Source organism: Exiguobacterium sp. 9-2 (assembly GCF_036287235.1).
Classification (GTDB): Bacteria; Bacillota; Bacilli; order Exiguobacteriales; family Exiguobacteriaceae; genus Exiguobacterium_A.
Genome location: NZ_CP142850.1, coordinates 1,388,095 through 1,404,204 on the forward strand (window position 1 = coordinate 1,388,095; position 16,110 = coordinate 1,404,204).

Annotated in this window: 20 protein-coding genes; 14 read left to right on the forward strand and 6 right to left on the reverse strand. The window is 43.7% G+C overall.

What is annotated here, in order from left to right; all coding sequences use genetic code 11:
- Window positions 1-42: 42 nt before the first annotated feature.
- Together VJ374_RS07185 and VJ374_RS07190 are read right to left on the reverse strand one after the other, a co-directional pair.
- Complete coding sequence (locus VJ374_RS07185) at window positions 43-429, reverse strand: hypothetical protein (protein ID WP_290749925.1); 387 nt, start codon at window positions 427-429, stop codon at window positions 43-45.
- A gap of 370 nt (window positions 430-799) precedes the next feature.
- Window positions 800-1,051 carry a hypothetical protein gene (locus VJ374_RS07190; RefSeq protein ID WP_329470824.1) on the reverse strand — a complete coding sequence of 84 codons (252 nt, stop codon included), beginning with the start codon at window positions 1,049-1,051 and terminating at the stop codon, window positions 800-802.
- A 77-nt stretch (window positions 1,052-1,128) separates the two neighbouring features.
- Between VJ374_RS07190 and VJ374_RS07195 the strand changes: the two genes are divergently transcribed.
- From VJ374_RS07195 to VJ374_RS07225, 7 genes are all read left to right on the forward strand, one after another.
- Window positions 1,129-2,403 carry an alkaline ceramidase gene (locus VJ374_RS07195; RefSeq protein ID WP_290749927.1) on the forward strand — a complete coding sequence of 425 codons (1,275 nt, stop codon included), beginning with the start codon at window positions 1,129-1,131 and terminating at the stop codon, window positions 2,401-2,403.
- Window positions 2,404-3,030: 627 nt separating this feature from the next.
- Window positions 3,031-3,510: a DUF4825 domain-containing protein gene (locus VJ374_RS07200; protein ID WP_329470825.1), complete on the forward strand. Its 480-nt coding sequence runs from the start codon at window positions 3,031-3,033 to the stop codon at window positions 3,508-3,510.
- Between the two features lie 143 nt (window positions 3,511-3,653).
- On the forward strand, window positions 3,654-4,001 hold the full coding sequence (locus tag VJ374_RS07205) for a PadR family transcriptional regulator (protein WP_290749936.1): 348 nt from the start codon (window positions 3,654-3,656) through the stop codon (window positions 3,999-4,001).
- Window positions 3,994-4,710 carry a hypothetical protein gene (locus VJ374_RS07210; RefSeq protein WP_329470826.1) on the forward strand — a complete coding sequence of 239 codons (717 nt, stop codon included), beginning with the start codon at window positions 3,994-3,996 and terminating at the stop codon, window positions 4,708-4,710. Before VJ374_RS07205 ends, VJ374_RS07210 begins: the two co-directional genes overlap by 8 nt.
- Before the next feature lie 10 nt (window positions 4,711-4,720).
- A complete protein-coding gene (locus tag VJ374_RS07215) occupies window positions 4,721-5,506 on the forward strand; it encodes an ABC transporter permease (protein WP_329470829.1) in 786 nt (261 codons plus the stop codon).
- A complete protein-coding gene (locus VJ374_RS07220; protein WP_329470830.1) occupies window positions 5,506-6,984 on the forward strand; it encodes a hypothetical protein in 1,479 nt (492 codons plus the stop codon). Before VJ374_RS07215 ends, VJ374_RS07220 begins: the two co-directional genes overlap by 1 nt.
- A gap of 18 nt (window positions 6,985-7,002) precedes the next feature.
- Window positions 7,003-7,635, forward strand: coding sequence for an ATP-binding cassette domain-containing protein (locus tag VJ374_RS07225; RefSeq protein ID WP_375092144.1), 633 nt, complete (start codon window positions 7,003-7,005; stop codon window positions 7,633-7,635).
- A gap of 51 nt (window positions 7,636-7,686) precedes the next feature.
- Here the strand turns inward: VJ374_RS07225 and VJ374_RS07230 are convergent, their stop codons facing one another.
- Complete coding sequence (locus VJ374_RS07230) at window positions 7,687-8,592, reverse strand: TerC family protein (RefSeq protein ID WP_056061010.1); 906 nt, start codon at window positions 8,590-8,592, stop codon at window positions 7,687-7,689.
- Window positions 8,593-8,848: 256 nt separating this feature from the next.
- The gene (locus tag VJ374_RS07235; protein ID WP_035408260.1) at window positions 8,849-10,051 is read right to left on the reverse strand and encodes an MFS transporter; all 1,203 of its coding nucleotides are present in this window, start codon (window positions 10,049-10,051) and stop codon (window positions 8,849-8,851) included.
- A 310-nt stretch (window positions 10,052-10,361) separates the two neighbouring features.
- Here VJ374_RS07235 and VJ374_RS07240 point away from each other — a divergent pair, with 310 nt between their 5' ends.
- The 6 genes from VJ374_RS07240 (at window position 10,362) to VJ374_RS07265 (ending at window position 14,048) form a co-directional block, all read left to right on the forward strand.
- Window positions 10,362-10,691, forward strand: coding sequence for a winged helix-turn-helix transcriptional regulator (locus tag VJ374_RS07240; RefSeq protein WP_035408258.1), 330 nt, complete (start codon window positions 10,362-10,364; stop codon window positions 10,689-10,691).
- 385 nt (window positions 10,692-11,076) lie between these two features.
- Complete coding sequence (locus VJ374_RS07245; RefSeq protein WP_035408256.1) at window positions 11,077-11,295, forward strand: hypothetical protein; 219 nt, start codon at window positions 11,077-11,079, stop codon at window positions 11,293-11,295.
- Between the two features lie 55 nt (window positions 11,296-11,350).
- Complete coding sequence (locus tag VJ374_RS07250) at window positions 11,351-12,079, forward strand: ATP-binding cassette domain-containing protein (protein WP_056061018.1); 729 nt, start codon at window positions 11,351-11,353, stop codon at window positions 12,077-12,079.
- Window positions 12,080-12,137: 58 nt separating this feature from the next.
- Window positions 12,138-13,400, forward strand: coding sequence for a hypothetical protein (locus VJ374_RS07255; protein ID WP_235513999.1), 1,263 nt, complete (start codon window positions 12,138-12,140; stop codon window positions 13,398-13,400).
- Window positions 13,397-13,672: a hypothetical protein gene (locus VJ374_RS07260; RefSeq protein WP_035408250.1), complete on the forward strand. Its 276-nt coding sequence runs from the start codon at window positions 13,397-13,399 to the stop codon at window positions 13,670-13,672. Before VJ374_RS07255 ends, VJ374_RS07260 begins: the two co-directional genes overlap by 4 nt.
- A complete protein-coding gene (locus VJ374_RS07265; protein WP_290773723.1) occupies window positions 13,662-14,048 on the forward strand; it encodes a DUF3267 domain-containing protein in 387 nt (128 codons plus the stop codon). The genes VJ374_RS07260 and VJ374_RS07265 overlap by 11 nt, the downstream gene beginning before the upstream one ends.
- Window positions 14,049-14,149: 101 nt before the next feature.
- On the opposite strand, the gene VJ374_RS07270 is transcribed toward VJ374_RS07265, so the two are convergent.
- Window positions 14,150-14,839 carry a hypothetical protein gene (locus VJ374_RS07270; RefSeq protein WP_329470835.1) on the reverse strand — a complete coding sequence of 230 codons (690 nt, stop codon included), beginning with the start codon at window positions 14,837-14,839 and terminating at the stop codon, window positions 14,150-14,152.
- A 246-nt stretch (window positions 14,840-15,085) separates the two neighbouring features.
- Window positions 15,086-15,385, reverse strand: a complete 300-nt coding sequence (locus VJ374_RS07275) for a hypothetical protein (RefSeq protein ID WP_329470836.1) — start codon at window positions 15,383-15,385, stop codon at window positions 15,086-15,088.
- 291 nt (window positions 15,386-15,676) lie between these two features.
- Here VJ374_RS07275 and VJ374_RS07280 point away from each other — a divergent pair, with 291 nt between their 5' ends.
- Window positions 15,677-16,009 carry a zinc-binding dehydrogenase gene (locus tag VJ374_RS07280; RefSeq protein ID WP_290773729.1) on the forward strand — a complete coding sequence of 111 codons (333 nt, stop codon included), beginning with the start codon at window positions 15,677-15,679 and terminating at the stop codon, window positions 16,007-16,009.
- The last annotated feature ends 101 nt before the right edge of the window (window positions 16,010-16,110 follow it).

Genomic DNA, 16,110 nt, shown 5'->3' on the forward strand with positions numbered 1-16,110 from the left:
TTTCGTGATTGAAATAAGGGGTTTCTACAAGTTGTAATCCATTTAACCTTCTCCTAAAGCAACGTATTTTTTTAATTTCCCTTTAAAACTCACCAAAAGAATTTCATTCCTTTCTTTCGTAGAGTATATGACGGTACCCTTTGAGAGCTTCGTAGCAGTTCCATTATCAAAATCGTATTGATCAGAACTCATTTTCTTGATTTCTCCGACTTTTTTACTCTTAGTGACTTCTGTTTTCTCTGCCCATTTTACATCTGATTTGTAGATCGTATCATTTAGTTGAAAAATGTCAGCAGTAGAATCTTCTCCTAATACGTCTAGTGCTGTCGGTTTTTCACTTGTATGTTGCATTTTCACTTCATTACTACAAGCAGCTAACGGCCATACAGTTATAATTGAGAGAGCGCATAACAAAACGATTCTTTTCATGACATAACCTCTTTCCCGTTTTTGTATGTTACTCCATGTCGATACATGTAACGTAAATTACTCGCGGTTGCCGTCACATTTGATTCGGACATGGTGCGTATCAGTATCTTTAAAGATTTGTAAGACGGCACTCGTCTCAACGGTTGCACCATCTCTTTCGATTCCGATTAAGCATTGGACATGGCTAAATTGTTTAGCATGTCGACCATTTAACAGCGGACTATCGGCAAATCAGGTCACAGGTTTCTGTTGTTGTTCCATTCGTTTTAAATCCTGTCCGATGTATGCCCATCTGCTCACGAAACAGTCAAAGTGGGGTTCACCTGTAGCGCGAGCGTTTCAGGAAATCGTCTTGGAACAATTCATGAAGTCAGAGTGAATCAATTATCTCGACCCAGACTTGATAATAGATCTCTTGATCGAGGTGGACCGTTGCCGAACGTACACGATAATCTGAGTTTTCCGCTAGATAAAAAGCAAGAATTGATGCGACTTTAAAGTCAGGGGGGCAATAACCGGTGATTGAACGACCATGGATCTCATTCGTGATCGACTCCGCCCAGACTTCGGCTTCACAGAATGTCTCGAACTGAAGCATCTCTTCCTTCCAACGAATCGACATCTTCATGTCCTCCTCTACTGCAGTTAATGTTATTATATGGAATAAATGGTATGTTGTTCAAAGGGGGGACGTCAGACATGAGTCGTTTTGGAATGCATCGGGAAGTAATCAATCCGCCGCTCGGTACTGCCTTCATCGGTTATCACCGAGAAGTCGGTATTGCAAGCATACACGATCCGCTATATGTCACAGCGAGTATCTTTGAAAGCGAGCAGACGACATCGGTCTTCGTCAGCATCGATAACATCGGCATGCTCGTCGCCGATACGGATGTCATCCGTGAAGGAATCGCGGGTCAGCTAGACGTGTCGAAGGAACAGATCACAGTCGTTTACACGCATACGCATTCGGGACCAGCGACAGCAGGAAACGAACCGTTGACCGTCGCCTATAAAACGATCTTGACGCAACAAGCGATTGTATCTGCGGTCAAAGCAAGCGAAGTGATGCAGTTGGTCGAGATTGGTTGGGGTGTGACGACCGGAAAACTCGGCGTCAACCGACGGGAGAAAATAAATGGACAAGCGGTGATGGGAACAGATCCGTCTGGGGTGGCGGATGACCGAATTGGAACATTGTTAATTCGTCGGACCGGTGATGCGGGTCTCGTCGGAGCTTTTGTCTTTTGTACGGCGCATCCGAACGTCTTGAAATCAGACAGTGTCGTCTTATCCGGTGATTATCCGGGAGTCACTCGAACGATACTCGAACAGGCACTCGGCTGCCCGGTCGTGATTGTTCAAGGCGCGACGGGGAACATCAATGCGAAATATCGTGGTGACATAGAGAGTCTTCAAAAAATGGCGTTTACTTTAAGTGGTCATGTCTTGACGACGATTCCAGCTGTGTCGTTTCAACCGTTAACGCACCACCGGATTCAGTCATGCATTCATCCGATGCGTTTAACAGAAGTACCGGCTATGAACGTATTACGAGACATGGCGGATTACGCTGAACAGACATGGGGCGTCAGTGCAGCACGCTGGTTAGCATACGTTCAGGAACGATCGGGAGCAACACTCACCATCCCGCTCGAAGTTCAATTGTTTGAACTAAACGAAGGGTCGTTCTCAGGCATTCCGATGGAGCCGTTCTGTGAGACAGCGCTACAGATAAAGCAAATCCGTCAAACGGAACTCGCTTTTTTCGGGGGCTATACGAACGGTTACATCGGTTATTTGCCAACTGCGGAAGAACATCCGTATGGGGGTTACGAAGTGGCAATCAATCCCGTCGTCTACGGTCCAGTGACAGGGCTTTGGATGCCACCTGTACCGGGAACGGCGAACGACATCGTGCATCGTATCCAACAACTCTATGAAACGAACAACAACCCGGCTTCTCTCCTTTGAGAGACCGGGTTGTCGTGATTAAGATTTGATTTTTTTGATGATCCAAAATAAAGAAAAAACGAGTCCGGTTGTCAGTAAAACGAATAAAAGAAGCAGAATGAGTAAGTTAGACAGTTGTAGCATCTAAGACCTCCATAAATAGGTACAGATAGATTTTCGAACTTTTCGAATAGTAATAGAGTAACATAGTAATTAACAAAATATAGGTAAATAGGTTGTTGTTTTAGATATTTCTTAATCTATTTACTTATTATATAAAAATAAGTTATTTTATTACATTTAGAAAAAGAGGGAATAACATGATCATCAAAAGATTTATTCTTAGTTTTGTCATCACTTATTTATTCCTCAGTTTGCTTTTATCCTTTAGCATCGGATATACGATCGATTGGATTCCCGAAGCAACTTTGACTCAAAAGATAAAAGGGTACGTCATTGAAGGGTTCACTCGTTTTAAAATTATAAAGTTTTTGATTGCTACAGGTGGAGGTACTGGGTACAGCCTACTCTACTTAAAACAAAGGGCATCGAGTTTATCAAAGCGTTGATTTCCTTTATTTTGAAACTTTTCTTTACTTGATTCGTTTATTAGGATGAGAACGAGTCAACGTATTGGGGGAAATAAAAATGAAAAAGACAGTTGGTGCAATCATTTTAGCGAGCGGCATGCTAATACTCGGTGGTTGTGGAACAGCAGCGACACAAACCGATTTATTTAAGCAACAAGGTACATATCTAGGAGATAACAGTAGCGTACGAGACATCGTTCAACAGTTACCACATGGCGATCAGTTAAAGAAAATGGAACTTGCGACGAAAGAAAAGCCGTATCAACTAACGTTACGTTATGCTGGATACGAAGAAGGACAGGTCGAACAAAAAAGCAATCGTACGGCAATCTACAATGCAACAGCACTGTTCACATTGATTCCGAATGTCGACCGTGTCAACATGACGATCGAGGATGCTTCGTATCACTTTAAGAAACAACAGCTGCGCGATTGGTATGGAAAAGACTTTACGACGTACGATAATGAGAAAGCACTGAAGGCGTTCACGAAGCCATATATTGAAGATTCGAAGAAAGTAAACGACTTATTGAACTGAACCGACCGAGCACGCTCTTGAAAAGGAGTGTGCTTTTTTGTTGATTCATTCCCATAAGTTTTAAAAAGTACTTTGCATTACAGAGTAATTCAGTTTATCGTTAAGGAACTGAGACATCCAGAATAAGGAAGGGGTTGTACGAGATGGAAATCGATAAAGAATTATTAAAGGGGCACGTCGACACGATCATCTTGTCGTTGCTGAACGAACAAGACCGATACGGGTATGAAATCGCGAAGACGATCCGGCAAACGTCAGACGAGCAGTTCGAACTGAAAGAGGCAACACTCTATTTGTCACTCAAACGCCTCGAGAAAAAAGGATTCGTCATATCCTATTGGAGTGACGAAGCAGCGGGCGGCGGACGACGTAAATATTATGCGCTGACGACTGAAGGGAAAATCCTTCTTGCGAAAAAACGACTTGAATGGCGTTTTCTAAAGCAGCTACTACCGAAGTTTCTTGAAGAGGGAGACGGCGCGCTTGAATAAACTCGATCATTTTGTCCATGACTTGTATCAAGATGCGGATGTGACGGATCCGGAAATCATCGACGTCATGGAAGAGACGCGAAGTCATCTTGAACAATCGGTGCGAGACTTGATGATTCAAGGTTATTCGGAAGAAGAAGCGACGAAGCTTGCCATGTATCGTTACGGTAGTAAGGAGCATGTCGATCAGCTCTTGACGTGGGTCTATCGAAAAGAGCGGATTTTCGCTTCGTGGTTGCTCCGCATCGGAATCAGCATCGCCGCTGCAACGATAGTGTTCTTTATCGGCACGATGATGTTGAGCCAGCATCAGTCGCTCGCCTATGCGGATGCCTTTTATGGCAATGAACGTTCGATTGAATCTTACGAACGCATTTTAGAAGAGCATCTGTTACTAATATCGATTTCCGGACAAGACGTTTCGTCCTCGCGTGACTTCACGGTTCACCGATCGATTTGGTTACCGGAGCTGTTCACTTCGCATGGCATGTATCTGATTGACGAACAGCACCTGACAACGACAGAAAGTTTCGATGTTACGAAATTCGGTGCTGTGCTTGCGCTAGTCGGCTTGACGATTTATCTCGTGACATCAATCATTTGGAGCGTCATCAAGCTTTATCATGCAGGACGATTGCATCTATTAAGTATCGTCTCAGTCGTATTCTTTAATGTACTGGGTTATTGGTTTTGGGCATTACGAAAATAGGAGGGGTCATATGTCGCAACAAATTAAGCTGATTTGGTCACAAGCATTCACGGTGAAGCAATGTGTACTCTATCTTTTGATCATCATCGGTTTACCAACTCTTCAGTTCAGTTTCATTTATAAGAGTTACCAGTTCTTCCTACCGACAGAAGTATTCGAAGAGACGCTGTCAGGAACGATCCCGATGCTGTTTCCGATACTTGCAGTCTTGATTTTCTTGCCGATCTTCATCGCTGAATACAAGGATAACTATCTGACATACGTTCGAACGCGTGCCAGTCTAAAGGATTATCTATTTGCGGTCGGTTTCGTCAATGTGATGCTGACAGGATTTGTGTTCTTTTTAATGACAATCGTCACGTTCGTCCTCATTCGTTATGTCGAACCGTTTTTCGGTCTAGTCAATTACACGCCGCTAAGCGAAAAGACGCATGACGTAACGAATGCATTTTCATTCTTGGTGGACATTCACCCGTTACTCTATGCCGTTCTTTACGCCGCTTGGATTGGACTCAACGGAGCAGTGTACGCGACACTTGCTTACCTGTTGATCTTATCGCTCGAACAAGTCTATCTCGCAATTTCATTACCGTTCGTCGCCTACCATATCTTTAACTTCGTCGCTGGTATGATGCAAGCTCCACAATTCTCACCTATCAGTACGGTCTTTCCGTTTAACATCACGGAGCAGCCGCTTTGGACAGTGTTCGTACCGTTTACTGTTTTAATCGTTGTTAACTTCACGCTCTACCTGACGATGATTCGACCGAAACCGGAGTGGAGCTTTCAGTCATGATGAAGACACGGAATATTTTGATTGTACTGAAGAGTTTATTCATCCTCGTGATCAGTTACGTCGCATGGTATAGACGGCAAGAAGTATTGACGAAGGCGCAGGAGTTCGGCAGAAACGTCAACGCGTGGGACATCACGTTTGCGATTCAAAATGATATGTACCTGTTACTCTTTTTCCTGATGCCGTTACTCTTGTTCCTCTCGTTTCGAATGATTGAACAGCAATATGAACCGTCGATTTTGATTCGGGTCGGCTCATTTCGGAACTGGCTATACTACTCGACAAAATGGTATTTACGTGCCGTCCTACCCTTGTTCGGATGCGTCTTGCTACTGAGTCTTCTTAGTGCCAGCGATCAATCGTTTACGTTGCAATGGAGTACATACAGTCAAATCTCGACCAGTGGCAACATAAGTCATCATCTCAGCGCGACTTTTCGCTCACCACTGTCAGTGATTTTTTTACAACCGATTCTTTGGTTGCTTGCGAGCATTATGTTACATGGGTTCATGTGTCTTGCGTTTCTATTGCATGAAAAGCATAAGGGCTTGTTGCTACAGGCGGCAGTGGTAGTGATTTGGTGTATCTTCAGTTTTAAATCATCGTTTGGAGTAGGAGAGTTCTTTTCAGCCGCCGCGTATTTCTCTGTCGGGGCTGTATCCAATAGAATGCATCCTTGGATGGCACTCATCGTCCTCAGTATTGCGATTGCGCTGATCTATCTATCGGTCCAATGGATGCGACCGCTTCGTCAGCTACTGACTTCACGAAAGGAGTTCGTACCGTATCTCACCTATGCGATGATTGCCAGTCTGTATATCTTCCTCAGTAGTAACCGAGCGTCGACTGAGCTACAAACGATCGGTGATCTCTTCGTCGTCGCATTTTACGGTGTCAATGCAATGGACAGTTCGTTTCTTCAACTCATGTCGTATCTGATTCTTTTTTTCGGACTTGCTTATTTAAGTCAATTGCGTCTGCAAAATCAAATGACGGCAATCGGACCATACACGTGGATGCGTTACCAACGGCTCGAGAAATGGGCGTTTCATGTCTTCGTTAGGGAAGGACGTTTCTATCTACTTGCCCTCGCGTTTCTAATCATCGGAACAACAGGTATCGGAATATTGCAAGGGTTATCGTTGTCACTTTCGACTAGTCTCTTATCGATTTCGTCGATGCAATTGCTTCTACAACTGATCGGTATCTCGATGCTTCAACTGATGCTTTATTCGCTTTTGAGCTTCATCTTACTGTGGCAATTTCCGGACGGTTACGCGATGCTCGGGTTGTTTGGTGTCTTATCCGTCTTCTTGTTGCCAAACTTCAATCAATACGGAATCTTTCCGTCCGGACTGAACGGATTCGCTCAGCTTCAGTCGTTCAGTCTGACACATCTATTGTTCGTCTTGCTGATCTATCTTGCGCTTTCACTTGTCTGGTTATACTTTCTGTTTCAAAAAAGCATTCGTATATAAGGAGGACATTTCGTGGAAATGATTAAACTAGAGCAGGTCACGAAAGGGTATCAAGGCAACCCCTTGTTCGAAGATATCGATTTGACGATTCAAAAAGGAGATATCGTCGGCATCACTGGACCAAACGGTTCAGGGAAATCGGTCTTGTTCAAGATGATTTGCGGCTTCATTCATCCGGACGCAGGAACGATCACAGTTCGAAATGAACAGCTCGGTCAGACGCGACGCTTTCCGGAAAACGTCGGTGTCATCATCGATCGACCGGGCTATATCGCCCATAAATCAGGATTTGAGAACTTAAAACAACTCGCAGCAATCCGGAAAGTGGTCACCGATGCCGAGATTGAACAGGCGATGCGGACCGTCGGCTTACAGCCCGGTAATCGGCAGAAGGTCAAACAGTATTCGCTCGGGATGAAACAAAAGCTCGCGATTGCCCAAGCCATTATGGAAAAGCAGGACATCTTGATTTTGGATGAGGCATTCAATGGGCTCGATCACGATAGTGTCCTGCGTCTGCGAGAACTATTATTGTCCTTCAAAAAAGAAGGGAAGACGATCATCTTGACGAGTCATAATCAACAAGACATCGATGCGCTTTGCGACTCCGTCTACCGCATCAATCAAGGTCGGATTGAACAGGTCGGCTAACATAAACAGGGAGTGGATCAACGGATCCACTCCCTGTTGCTGTACGATTGATTATTTTCCCGGCTTCGTCTTGTAGAAGCTGTAGAAGACGCTGATCAGGATGACGAGGACGATCGTACCGAGCGACATCCAGATTGGCATTTTGTAGACGTCACTGAAAATCATCTTCGCTCCGATGAAGACGAGCATGAAGCTTAAACCGTGTTTCAAGTAGTAGAAACGATCAATCAAGTTCGCGAGGACGAAGTAGAGACTACGAAGTCCAAGGATGGCCATGATGTTCGCATAGAAGATGATGAACGGATCACGTGAGTACGCGAAGCTTGCAGCGACTGAGTCGACGGCGAAAACGATATCTGATACTTCGATGAAGAGTAGGGTGATCAAGAGAGGCGTGAAGAACAACTTCCCATCAATTCGTTTTGCGAACTTACCAGACGAGATGTCTTGTGTGATCGGTAAACGTTTCTCTAACCAACGAATCGTTCTGTTGTCTTCGAGCGACGTCTCTTGACCGATGTTCTTGTACATCATCCAACCTGTGTAGACGAGGAACGCTCCGAAGATGTAGTACACCCAAGCGAAGTTCTCAAGTAGCGAGACACCAGCGACGATGAAGATGACGCGGAAGAAGATTGCACCGAGAATACCCCAGAACAAGACTTTGTGCTGGTACTTCAATGGAATTGCGAAGTACGCGAAGACGAGTGAGAAGACGAAGACGTTATCGATCGCGAGAGCCTTCTCAATGAAGTACACGCTCGTATATTCGACAGCAGCGGCGCTACCTTGATCAATATAGAGCCAGCCTCCGAAGGCGACAGCAATCGCGATCCAGACGAACGTCCACGTCCAAGCCTCCCGAAGCGAAACTTCATGTGCCTTGCGATGAAAGACTCCAAGGTCAAGGGCGAGCATGATGAAAACGATGGCTAGAAAAGCAATGAGTAGTGTCAACAGCGCTTCCTCCTTTGAAGTAATTTGTTATCATGAATTTATTATAAGTTCATAAGAACTCAAAAGTAAAGAGGTAAGTGTGTTCTTTTTTAAAATTGTGAACAAAATCCGCCAAAGGCACTGCTCATGCGAACAGTGCCTTTGGCGGATTACGTGAGTGGTAGAGAATGCAGTTCAACATACAGAGCGAGCGTATCGATGATTGTAGCCGAGCTCATCGTACACTCATGCGATCGTTAAACATGAAAATCTTCTTTTACTGCTGTTCGAGACGACGTGAGAAACCAGTCAAGATGACGGCAAGAATGACCATGATAGCGCCGACCCATGGCGTGTGGACGAGTCCGATCGTATCGGTGACGAGACCACCGATCGTTGCTCCGAGTGCGATGCCGATATTGAAGGCTGCAATATTTAAGGCAGAGGCGACATCAACTGCTGCTGGGACATATTTTTCAGCTAACTGGACGATATAGAGCTGAAGTCCCGGTACGTTCATGAAGGCAAGAAGTCCCATTAAGATGATCCCTATGATGCCAGCGACCTTGAATGGAATCATGAACGAGAGGGCGATCATGACGATGGCATGGATGATGAACATATAGAACAATGCTTTAATCGGGTTACCATTCGCGAGTTTTCCGCCAACCGTATTCCCGATTGCGACGGCGATTCCGTAGACGAGCAGAATGATACTGATTAAGCTCGGACTGATTTTCGTGACGTCCTGCATGATCGGTGTCAAGTACGTAAAGGCGACGAACGTTCCACCGTAACCGAGGGCAGTGATCAAGAAGCCGAGCATCAATCGTCCGTTCGTCAACAATTTGAACATGTCGGAGAACTTAGCAGGTGGTGATTGTTTCAAGTCTTTTGGAATCAAGAAGAAGCTTGCGATGATCGCAATGATTCCGAGTGCAGCAACCGCGAAGAACGTCGCGCGCCAGCCGAACGATTGACCAATGAATGTACCAAGCGGGACACCCGTGACGGTCGCGACCGTCAGACCGGTAAACATCAAGGCGATGGCACTTGCTTTTTTATGCTCCGGTACGAGCTGGACAGCAATCGTCGCACCAATCGAGAAGAAGACACCGTGCGAGAACGCCGTGATGAAACGGGCGACGATCAACAATTCAAATGTCGGTGAGATCGCGGAGATCAGGTTACCGGCGATGAAGACGACCATCAACGCCATCAGTAACGTCTTCCGATTCATCCGGTTCGTCAGTGCCGTCAAAATCGGTGCTCCGACGGCGACACCGATTGCATAACCAGAGATGATGAGACCAGCGAGTGTGATACCGATATTTAAGTCACCAGCGATTGCTGCGAGCAGTCCAACGGGAACGAATTCCGTCGTACCGATCCCAAAGGCGCTGATTGCTAGAGCGAGCAGGGCAAGTCCGCCGTTTCTTGGAGCCTGTTCCTCCTGTACCTGTTGATTTAATTGATTCATGGGGATTCCTCCTAAAATGATTTCAGTAGGGATCGTATTCAGTGGGCCCGACCAAACATGATCCGTTTGACATGACCCCAGCATAACGGGGGTTGTTCCTTTCGGGAAGTACGTACTTTAAAGTGCGATAGGCACTAAAAAGTACCCTACTCGTTCTTTTGGATGCAAGGTCTAAAAGGAGATTGTACTTTCCGTTGACAATTGCTATCATATAGCCAGCCAATCCGCTTGGGAAGTACGCACTTTCAAGTACGATAGGCACTAAAAAGTGCCTATGTTCTCAACGGAATCTCGAAAGGATGGATCATATATGGCATACAATATCCCGGTCGAAGCAACACTAGAAGTCATCGGTGGAAAGTGGAAGGTCGTCATCATGTGTCATTTGATCAAAGGTGAGCGTCGGACGAGTGAGCTCCGTAAGCTGATGCCGACGATTACGCAAAAGATGCTGACGCAACAATTACGGGAGTTAGAAGAAGACGGTATCATCATCCGGACGGTCTTTGAACAAGTCCCACCGAAAGTCGTCTACTCGTTATCCGAGTACGGCTGGTCGCTGAAGCCGATTCTTGACGCGATGTGCGCATGGGGTGAAGGACATATCAATTTGACAGGCGGAGAGGTTGTTTCGTCTTAATCGCCAGAAAAAAGGTTCGACATTATGGTCGATCCTTTTTTTGCGCTCAAATTTTCTGGAAATAAATAAGTTGTACAGTAAGTAATCATTAGAAAAATCTTTTATTATATTTACTCCATCAACTGTGAAAAATCCTTAAATTTTTTGGGCGGTTTTTATCAGATATCAATAAAACAAGTCAATAAAGTACTAGTATTGAGAAATCCCTTGATAAGAAAGTCATGAATACAACATGATTGATTTGAGTCTATAGGGCGGGTTCCTGATTTTGGAATATTTGTTACGATCAAGTGGAAGAAAGTTTTAATTTTCTCTTTCAAGAACTAATGCCATGTTTCATCAGAGTGAATGACTTTCTATCTTGACAGAGAAAGGAGGAGTTCGGATGTCTGCTATGTTCGTGTCGTATCAATTATCTTTGGAAGAAAAGTTCTTCAACATGATCGAAAACAAATGGTTCTGGATGGTTTTCGCTCTTGTCATTTTAGTAGGAGTATTTGCATATGCGTTCTATTGCACAAGTCGAGGTTACAGCTTTAATGGAAACGTGAAATTAAACTGGCCAAAGTTCTGGCAAATGGGAATTGGCTGTAAAGCCTCGTAACGTACTTAACTGGCGGGGGCTCGTAGAGCTCCCGCTTCTTTCAGGAGGTAGAAACATGATTGAAATCGATGATTTGACAAAATCATTTAAAAAGAATCGCGTTATCGATGCGTTATCAGCATCATTTTCTTCAACGGGTGTCTCTGTCATAGTTGGAACAAATGGCAGTGGAAAGACGACACTATTGAATATGTTGACGAATTTGCTAGAAGCTGACGGTGGCGGCATTCGAATTGATGGTATTCCACCTGGTAGTCAGGCATACAAATCTAAATTTTTCTATCTTCCTTCTGACTTTTATTTACCAGGCTACATGACTGGTAAGGAATATGTACAGTTCGTTTTAAGTCGATATGAGACAAGTGAAGAGGGTAAAGCTCCTCTTTTAATGGACTTACTCGATTTGGCGGACGGTCAAAATAAAACCATTGAGTCGTATTCCTTTGGTATGAAGAAAAAAATTCAAATTGTCGCAGCCATTGCTGCCAATACTGACTATATAATTGCTGATGAAATTTTCGGCGGACTTGATTTTGATACGTCTTTGCTCGTTCAGGAACTGTTTGCAGCAGTCAGCACGACGAAAAAAGTGATTATCGTCTCTCATGAACGAAATACGATTGATCGTTTTCCAGAAGATATACGACTTATGAGACAAGGTTCACTTGTCAATTTTGAAGGAACTCCAGAGGAATTGACGGATGTTATTAAACAAGAGGAGGTCTTACGTGAAAAGCTCGACATCGTCAGCAAACATTTTATGTCTACTGAAATTCTTCTTTAATGATACGTTTCATGGACTTTTCAATCGTCCTTTTTTTAAAAGTCGGATGAATCGGTACGTGTTAGGTATTCTTCTAATTGGCATCTATCTTGGATACTTTTATCTAAACATGGTTCAGCTCTCCACCCTATCGAATAATGCAGTGGAAGCAGATGAGACAACACGCTTGCTGGCAGGTAAGATGACACTCAGTAGTTATTTTAATGTCGTCTTTATTTTAGGTACCTTTATGTTCGTTTTAATTAATGGAACCGTCTCATTGAATCGGAACTCTTTATTTTTTGCGAAGACACTTCCATTCTCAGAAAGAGAAGTCAATATCAGCCAGCGATTATTTAAACTCTCTGTTGCCCTAGTCTTTTTCGAATTACTGATGATCATCGTTGCACCAGCACTGAAACTAATTCCTATGCGCTTGGGAACGGCACTGCTTGTTTTAATAACACTTCATACTGTATTCATCAGTAGCTTTTGGTTATTGGATTGTCTCCATGCAGCAGTATTGCATCGTTTATCAGGTATGAAGCGTACTATTTTCAGTTTCATTCTTGATCTAGTATTAGTGGGTCTCGTGACACTTCATTTATTAAAAACACGATTTCAGGTTGATGTATGGGTTAGTACGTTACCGTATTCGATTTTAACGATCACGCTAGTTATGTTGATGACGAGTCTTGTCGTTGGCACGATTGCCTATACTCTTCATGCAGTTTTCTTTGCTCGAAACCATTTGTATGTCCGGCAGAATTACTTCAAGTTAGGATTGCCTGCTTTCAATATTGGTTTAGCGACTACTATGCCTGCAATCATCCGAAGTAAAAACTTTCTGTACTTTTGGGCATTACTTGGTGTGATGTCAATCGGAGCATGGTACCAAGTCGGGTGGGGGGGAACTTTTCAACTCTGGTTGTTCTTATTGCCGATACTTGGAGTAGTGACGATTACATATGCAGACGCAACATTAGCAGTTAGAAAGTTGTACGGACTGTACCGGATCCATCCCTTGATGGAACTCATGTCACTCCTTGCTGTCGCCATCATCTTGATGGCACCGGCACTATATGTCGGTATCATTGAGACAAACAGTTTGAATCCATATATGTATGGAATCAATATCTTTTTCGCGGCTACAATTGCAGGATTTTTATTTCCGAAATCTCAAAGTAATATCAATGAGACGATTGCATCCGTGTTGACGATCATTTTAATTGTCTTACTGTCTGTCCTCGTCAGTATCGATGGGGCATTGTATCCGACATTAGCGATCTTACTTGGTGTTTTATATCTCATTTTAAAGAAAGAATACGAGGTGGCAAAATGAAAATCACGAAATTAATTGGTGTTGGTACTGTTTTGTGGGCAATTATTTTTTTAGTCGATTATATTTATGAATTGTTTCAAATCAATGAAACGAGTGTCGTGACGACGATGACAGGATTAAAAATTACAACGGTAATGACAAAAGAAGAATTGAATACACACTTCGCGTTGACACTTCAAGCGCTTGTTCTCTATTTGGTATTTATCGTTTTATTCACATTGTTTGGTGTCTTCTTACAGAAGCGGCGAACGTTAGCGCGTCATGACAGCTGAGACAGTTCTGCATCTTATCAGCTATATTCTTCTGATTTTCATTGTCGTAGCGATACACGAAATGATCCATTTATTGTTCGCATGGGTGTTTCGACGGCGACCGACAGTGAAACTCGATCGATTTTTAACGCCAATCGTCCGCTATGAGAATAATCAGAATGACTGGCAAAATTTAATCATTGCTGCTTCTGCACCTGCGATTTTATTTTCGTTCGGTATTTGGATAGAAGGAGATGGCGGTGGATGGGTCTTAGTTAAAATTTTATGTTTATCAAATGTATTTAATTTTTTCCCGGTGACAACAGACGGCCAGATGATCCTGTTATCTTGCTTAAGAATGATTAGAAAAGAACAGCGCAGAAATGACGCTCTGTAATATTTGTGCATTTCTATGCAAATAACCCCTCATTCCTCGAGCGGAATGAGGGGTTATTTACATGGAAAAGATTCTAGCGAAGATAAATTTGGTATCCGGCGTTATTTTTGAGCGATATACCTCTTTTGATCGAAATCATATTTAAATGCAACGATCATTAATGCATCACCCGTTGGATTTCGATACGAGTAGAGAAGCGTCCCCTGTTTTTCTCGGTACACGACTGTGCCTTCAGCATAGACTTCTCCAATCGTAGAGTAATCTTCTGTATGATGAAGCGTCATGACACCAAGTCCTATACCTGAAAGAACACGATCGACGTCAGCTAGCGTCATGCCGGGCTTGATCTTCTTTCCAGGTAAGAGTCGTTTCTTTGACGGTGTTTTAGGGATGTATTCCTTCTCTGCAAGGTATAAGGTGTGACCGTTTTGTTTCGTCTTGAAAATCAGATGCATTCTTTGCTTAAACCAATGATCGTCTGTTACTTCATAGGGATAAAAGGCAAAAGCGTACAAAGCATAGTCATCTTCAATTTCTCGTAATGCAGCTTTTTGTTTGAGTGTTGTGACGCCGTGTTCTTTCTTTATGTATTTCCTATACGATTTTCCGTAGAGCGATTTTGCAACGTTTGTCGCGGTCATGCCGAGTTTTAGCTTCTTGTAAGATGCATACTCCTTTGTTGCTGCGTCGACAGAATGAGGTGCGAAAACAGCACCAATCATCGAAAGTGTGAACAGAAGCGCGAAGAGTACTTTCAACTGAACACGGTGTGACTTTTTCGGACGTATCATCATAATTGTGTCTCCTTTGATGAGCTTATTAAAAACCGTGCGATTCTTTTCGTTTGAGATACCAGAGTAGTCCTGTGGTAATGCAAAGACCCATCGCACCTAGTATTCCGATGTACAAGAAACCAATGAGATCATTTCCGATATTCTTTTGAAAAAAATAGGATGAACCAAAAATCGCAGTGGCAAGCATGAAAATATTGCGTAGATGGCGAAGTATTTGGAGCATTGTGGACAATCCCTTCTGATTCAGTTGTCTGCTCGACGGATTTCAATCGCGACAGCCGAGTCCTTTGCAAACGTCACTTGAATCGTGTCACCCGTCTGAATGTCAGCCGTGTTATCTGTTTTGCCATACACGATCGTATCCGTTGTGACGCGAATCTTTGTCAAAGCATACTGTTCGTCCGGTTTTTGTTCACTCGGAGCAACAAACAGCGTGTCACCAACAATCTGTTCGACGATGCGTGCATCATCCTGATGTGTACAGGCACCAAGCGGCATACAAAGGAATAGAATAAAAGCGAAAAGCCAACGACGCGTCGGCATGAACCAGGCACCTACTTTCGTCAGTTAATAGGGTTAGATGAAATCGTATTATTATATAAATTTTACCAGTTGTGATACCGATTGATGCAAATCAGAAAAATCTTTCTTGCTTTGAAATGAAAGGAATTCAGGCATAAACTACGTATGATTGATAAAATACCCTCATCTCGATCAGAGGAGGAATTACGATAAAGCTAGCCATCTGTACCTGCTACGAACCACTGGATGTCTTGCATATTAGAGTGATACCTCGTTTGGCTCCGAAATCAACTGTAGTACTCATCAAAGTGTATGCATCTGTCGTCCACTCCAATCTTAATTTACGTTGCATCGTGCGCTGCCGGAACGGCTGCTGTTCGAATCGCAAAAGCAAAAGGGCTTCAGGTGACGGCTGTCTGTAATGGACAAAATGCGGAGCGGGTCAAAGCGCTCGGTGCCGATCACGTCATCGATTATACAAGGGACGGCTACGATGGATTGTTGCTGGAGTACGATGCCGTCTTCGATGCGTCTGGAAAGATTAATAAGACGAAAGAGAAACGGCACGTCAAACAAAACGAGTCTTTGCATCCGTCGCGGGGTAAGGTGTGGCGAGAGAACGGAAAGAAGATATACACTATTTGAATAAACTGTTTGAAGCGGGACGATTTAGAGCCGCCATGACCATATCTGTTCATTTGATGAGATCGTCGAAGCGCACCGTTATGTCGACACCGGGCGAAAAT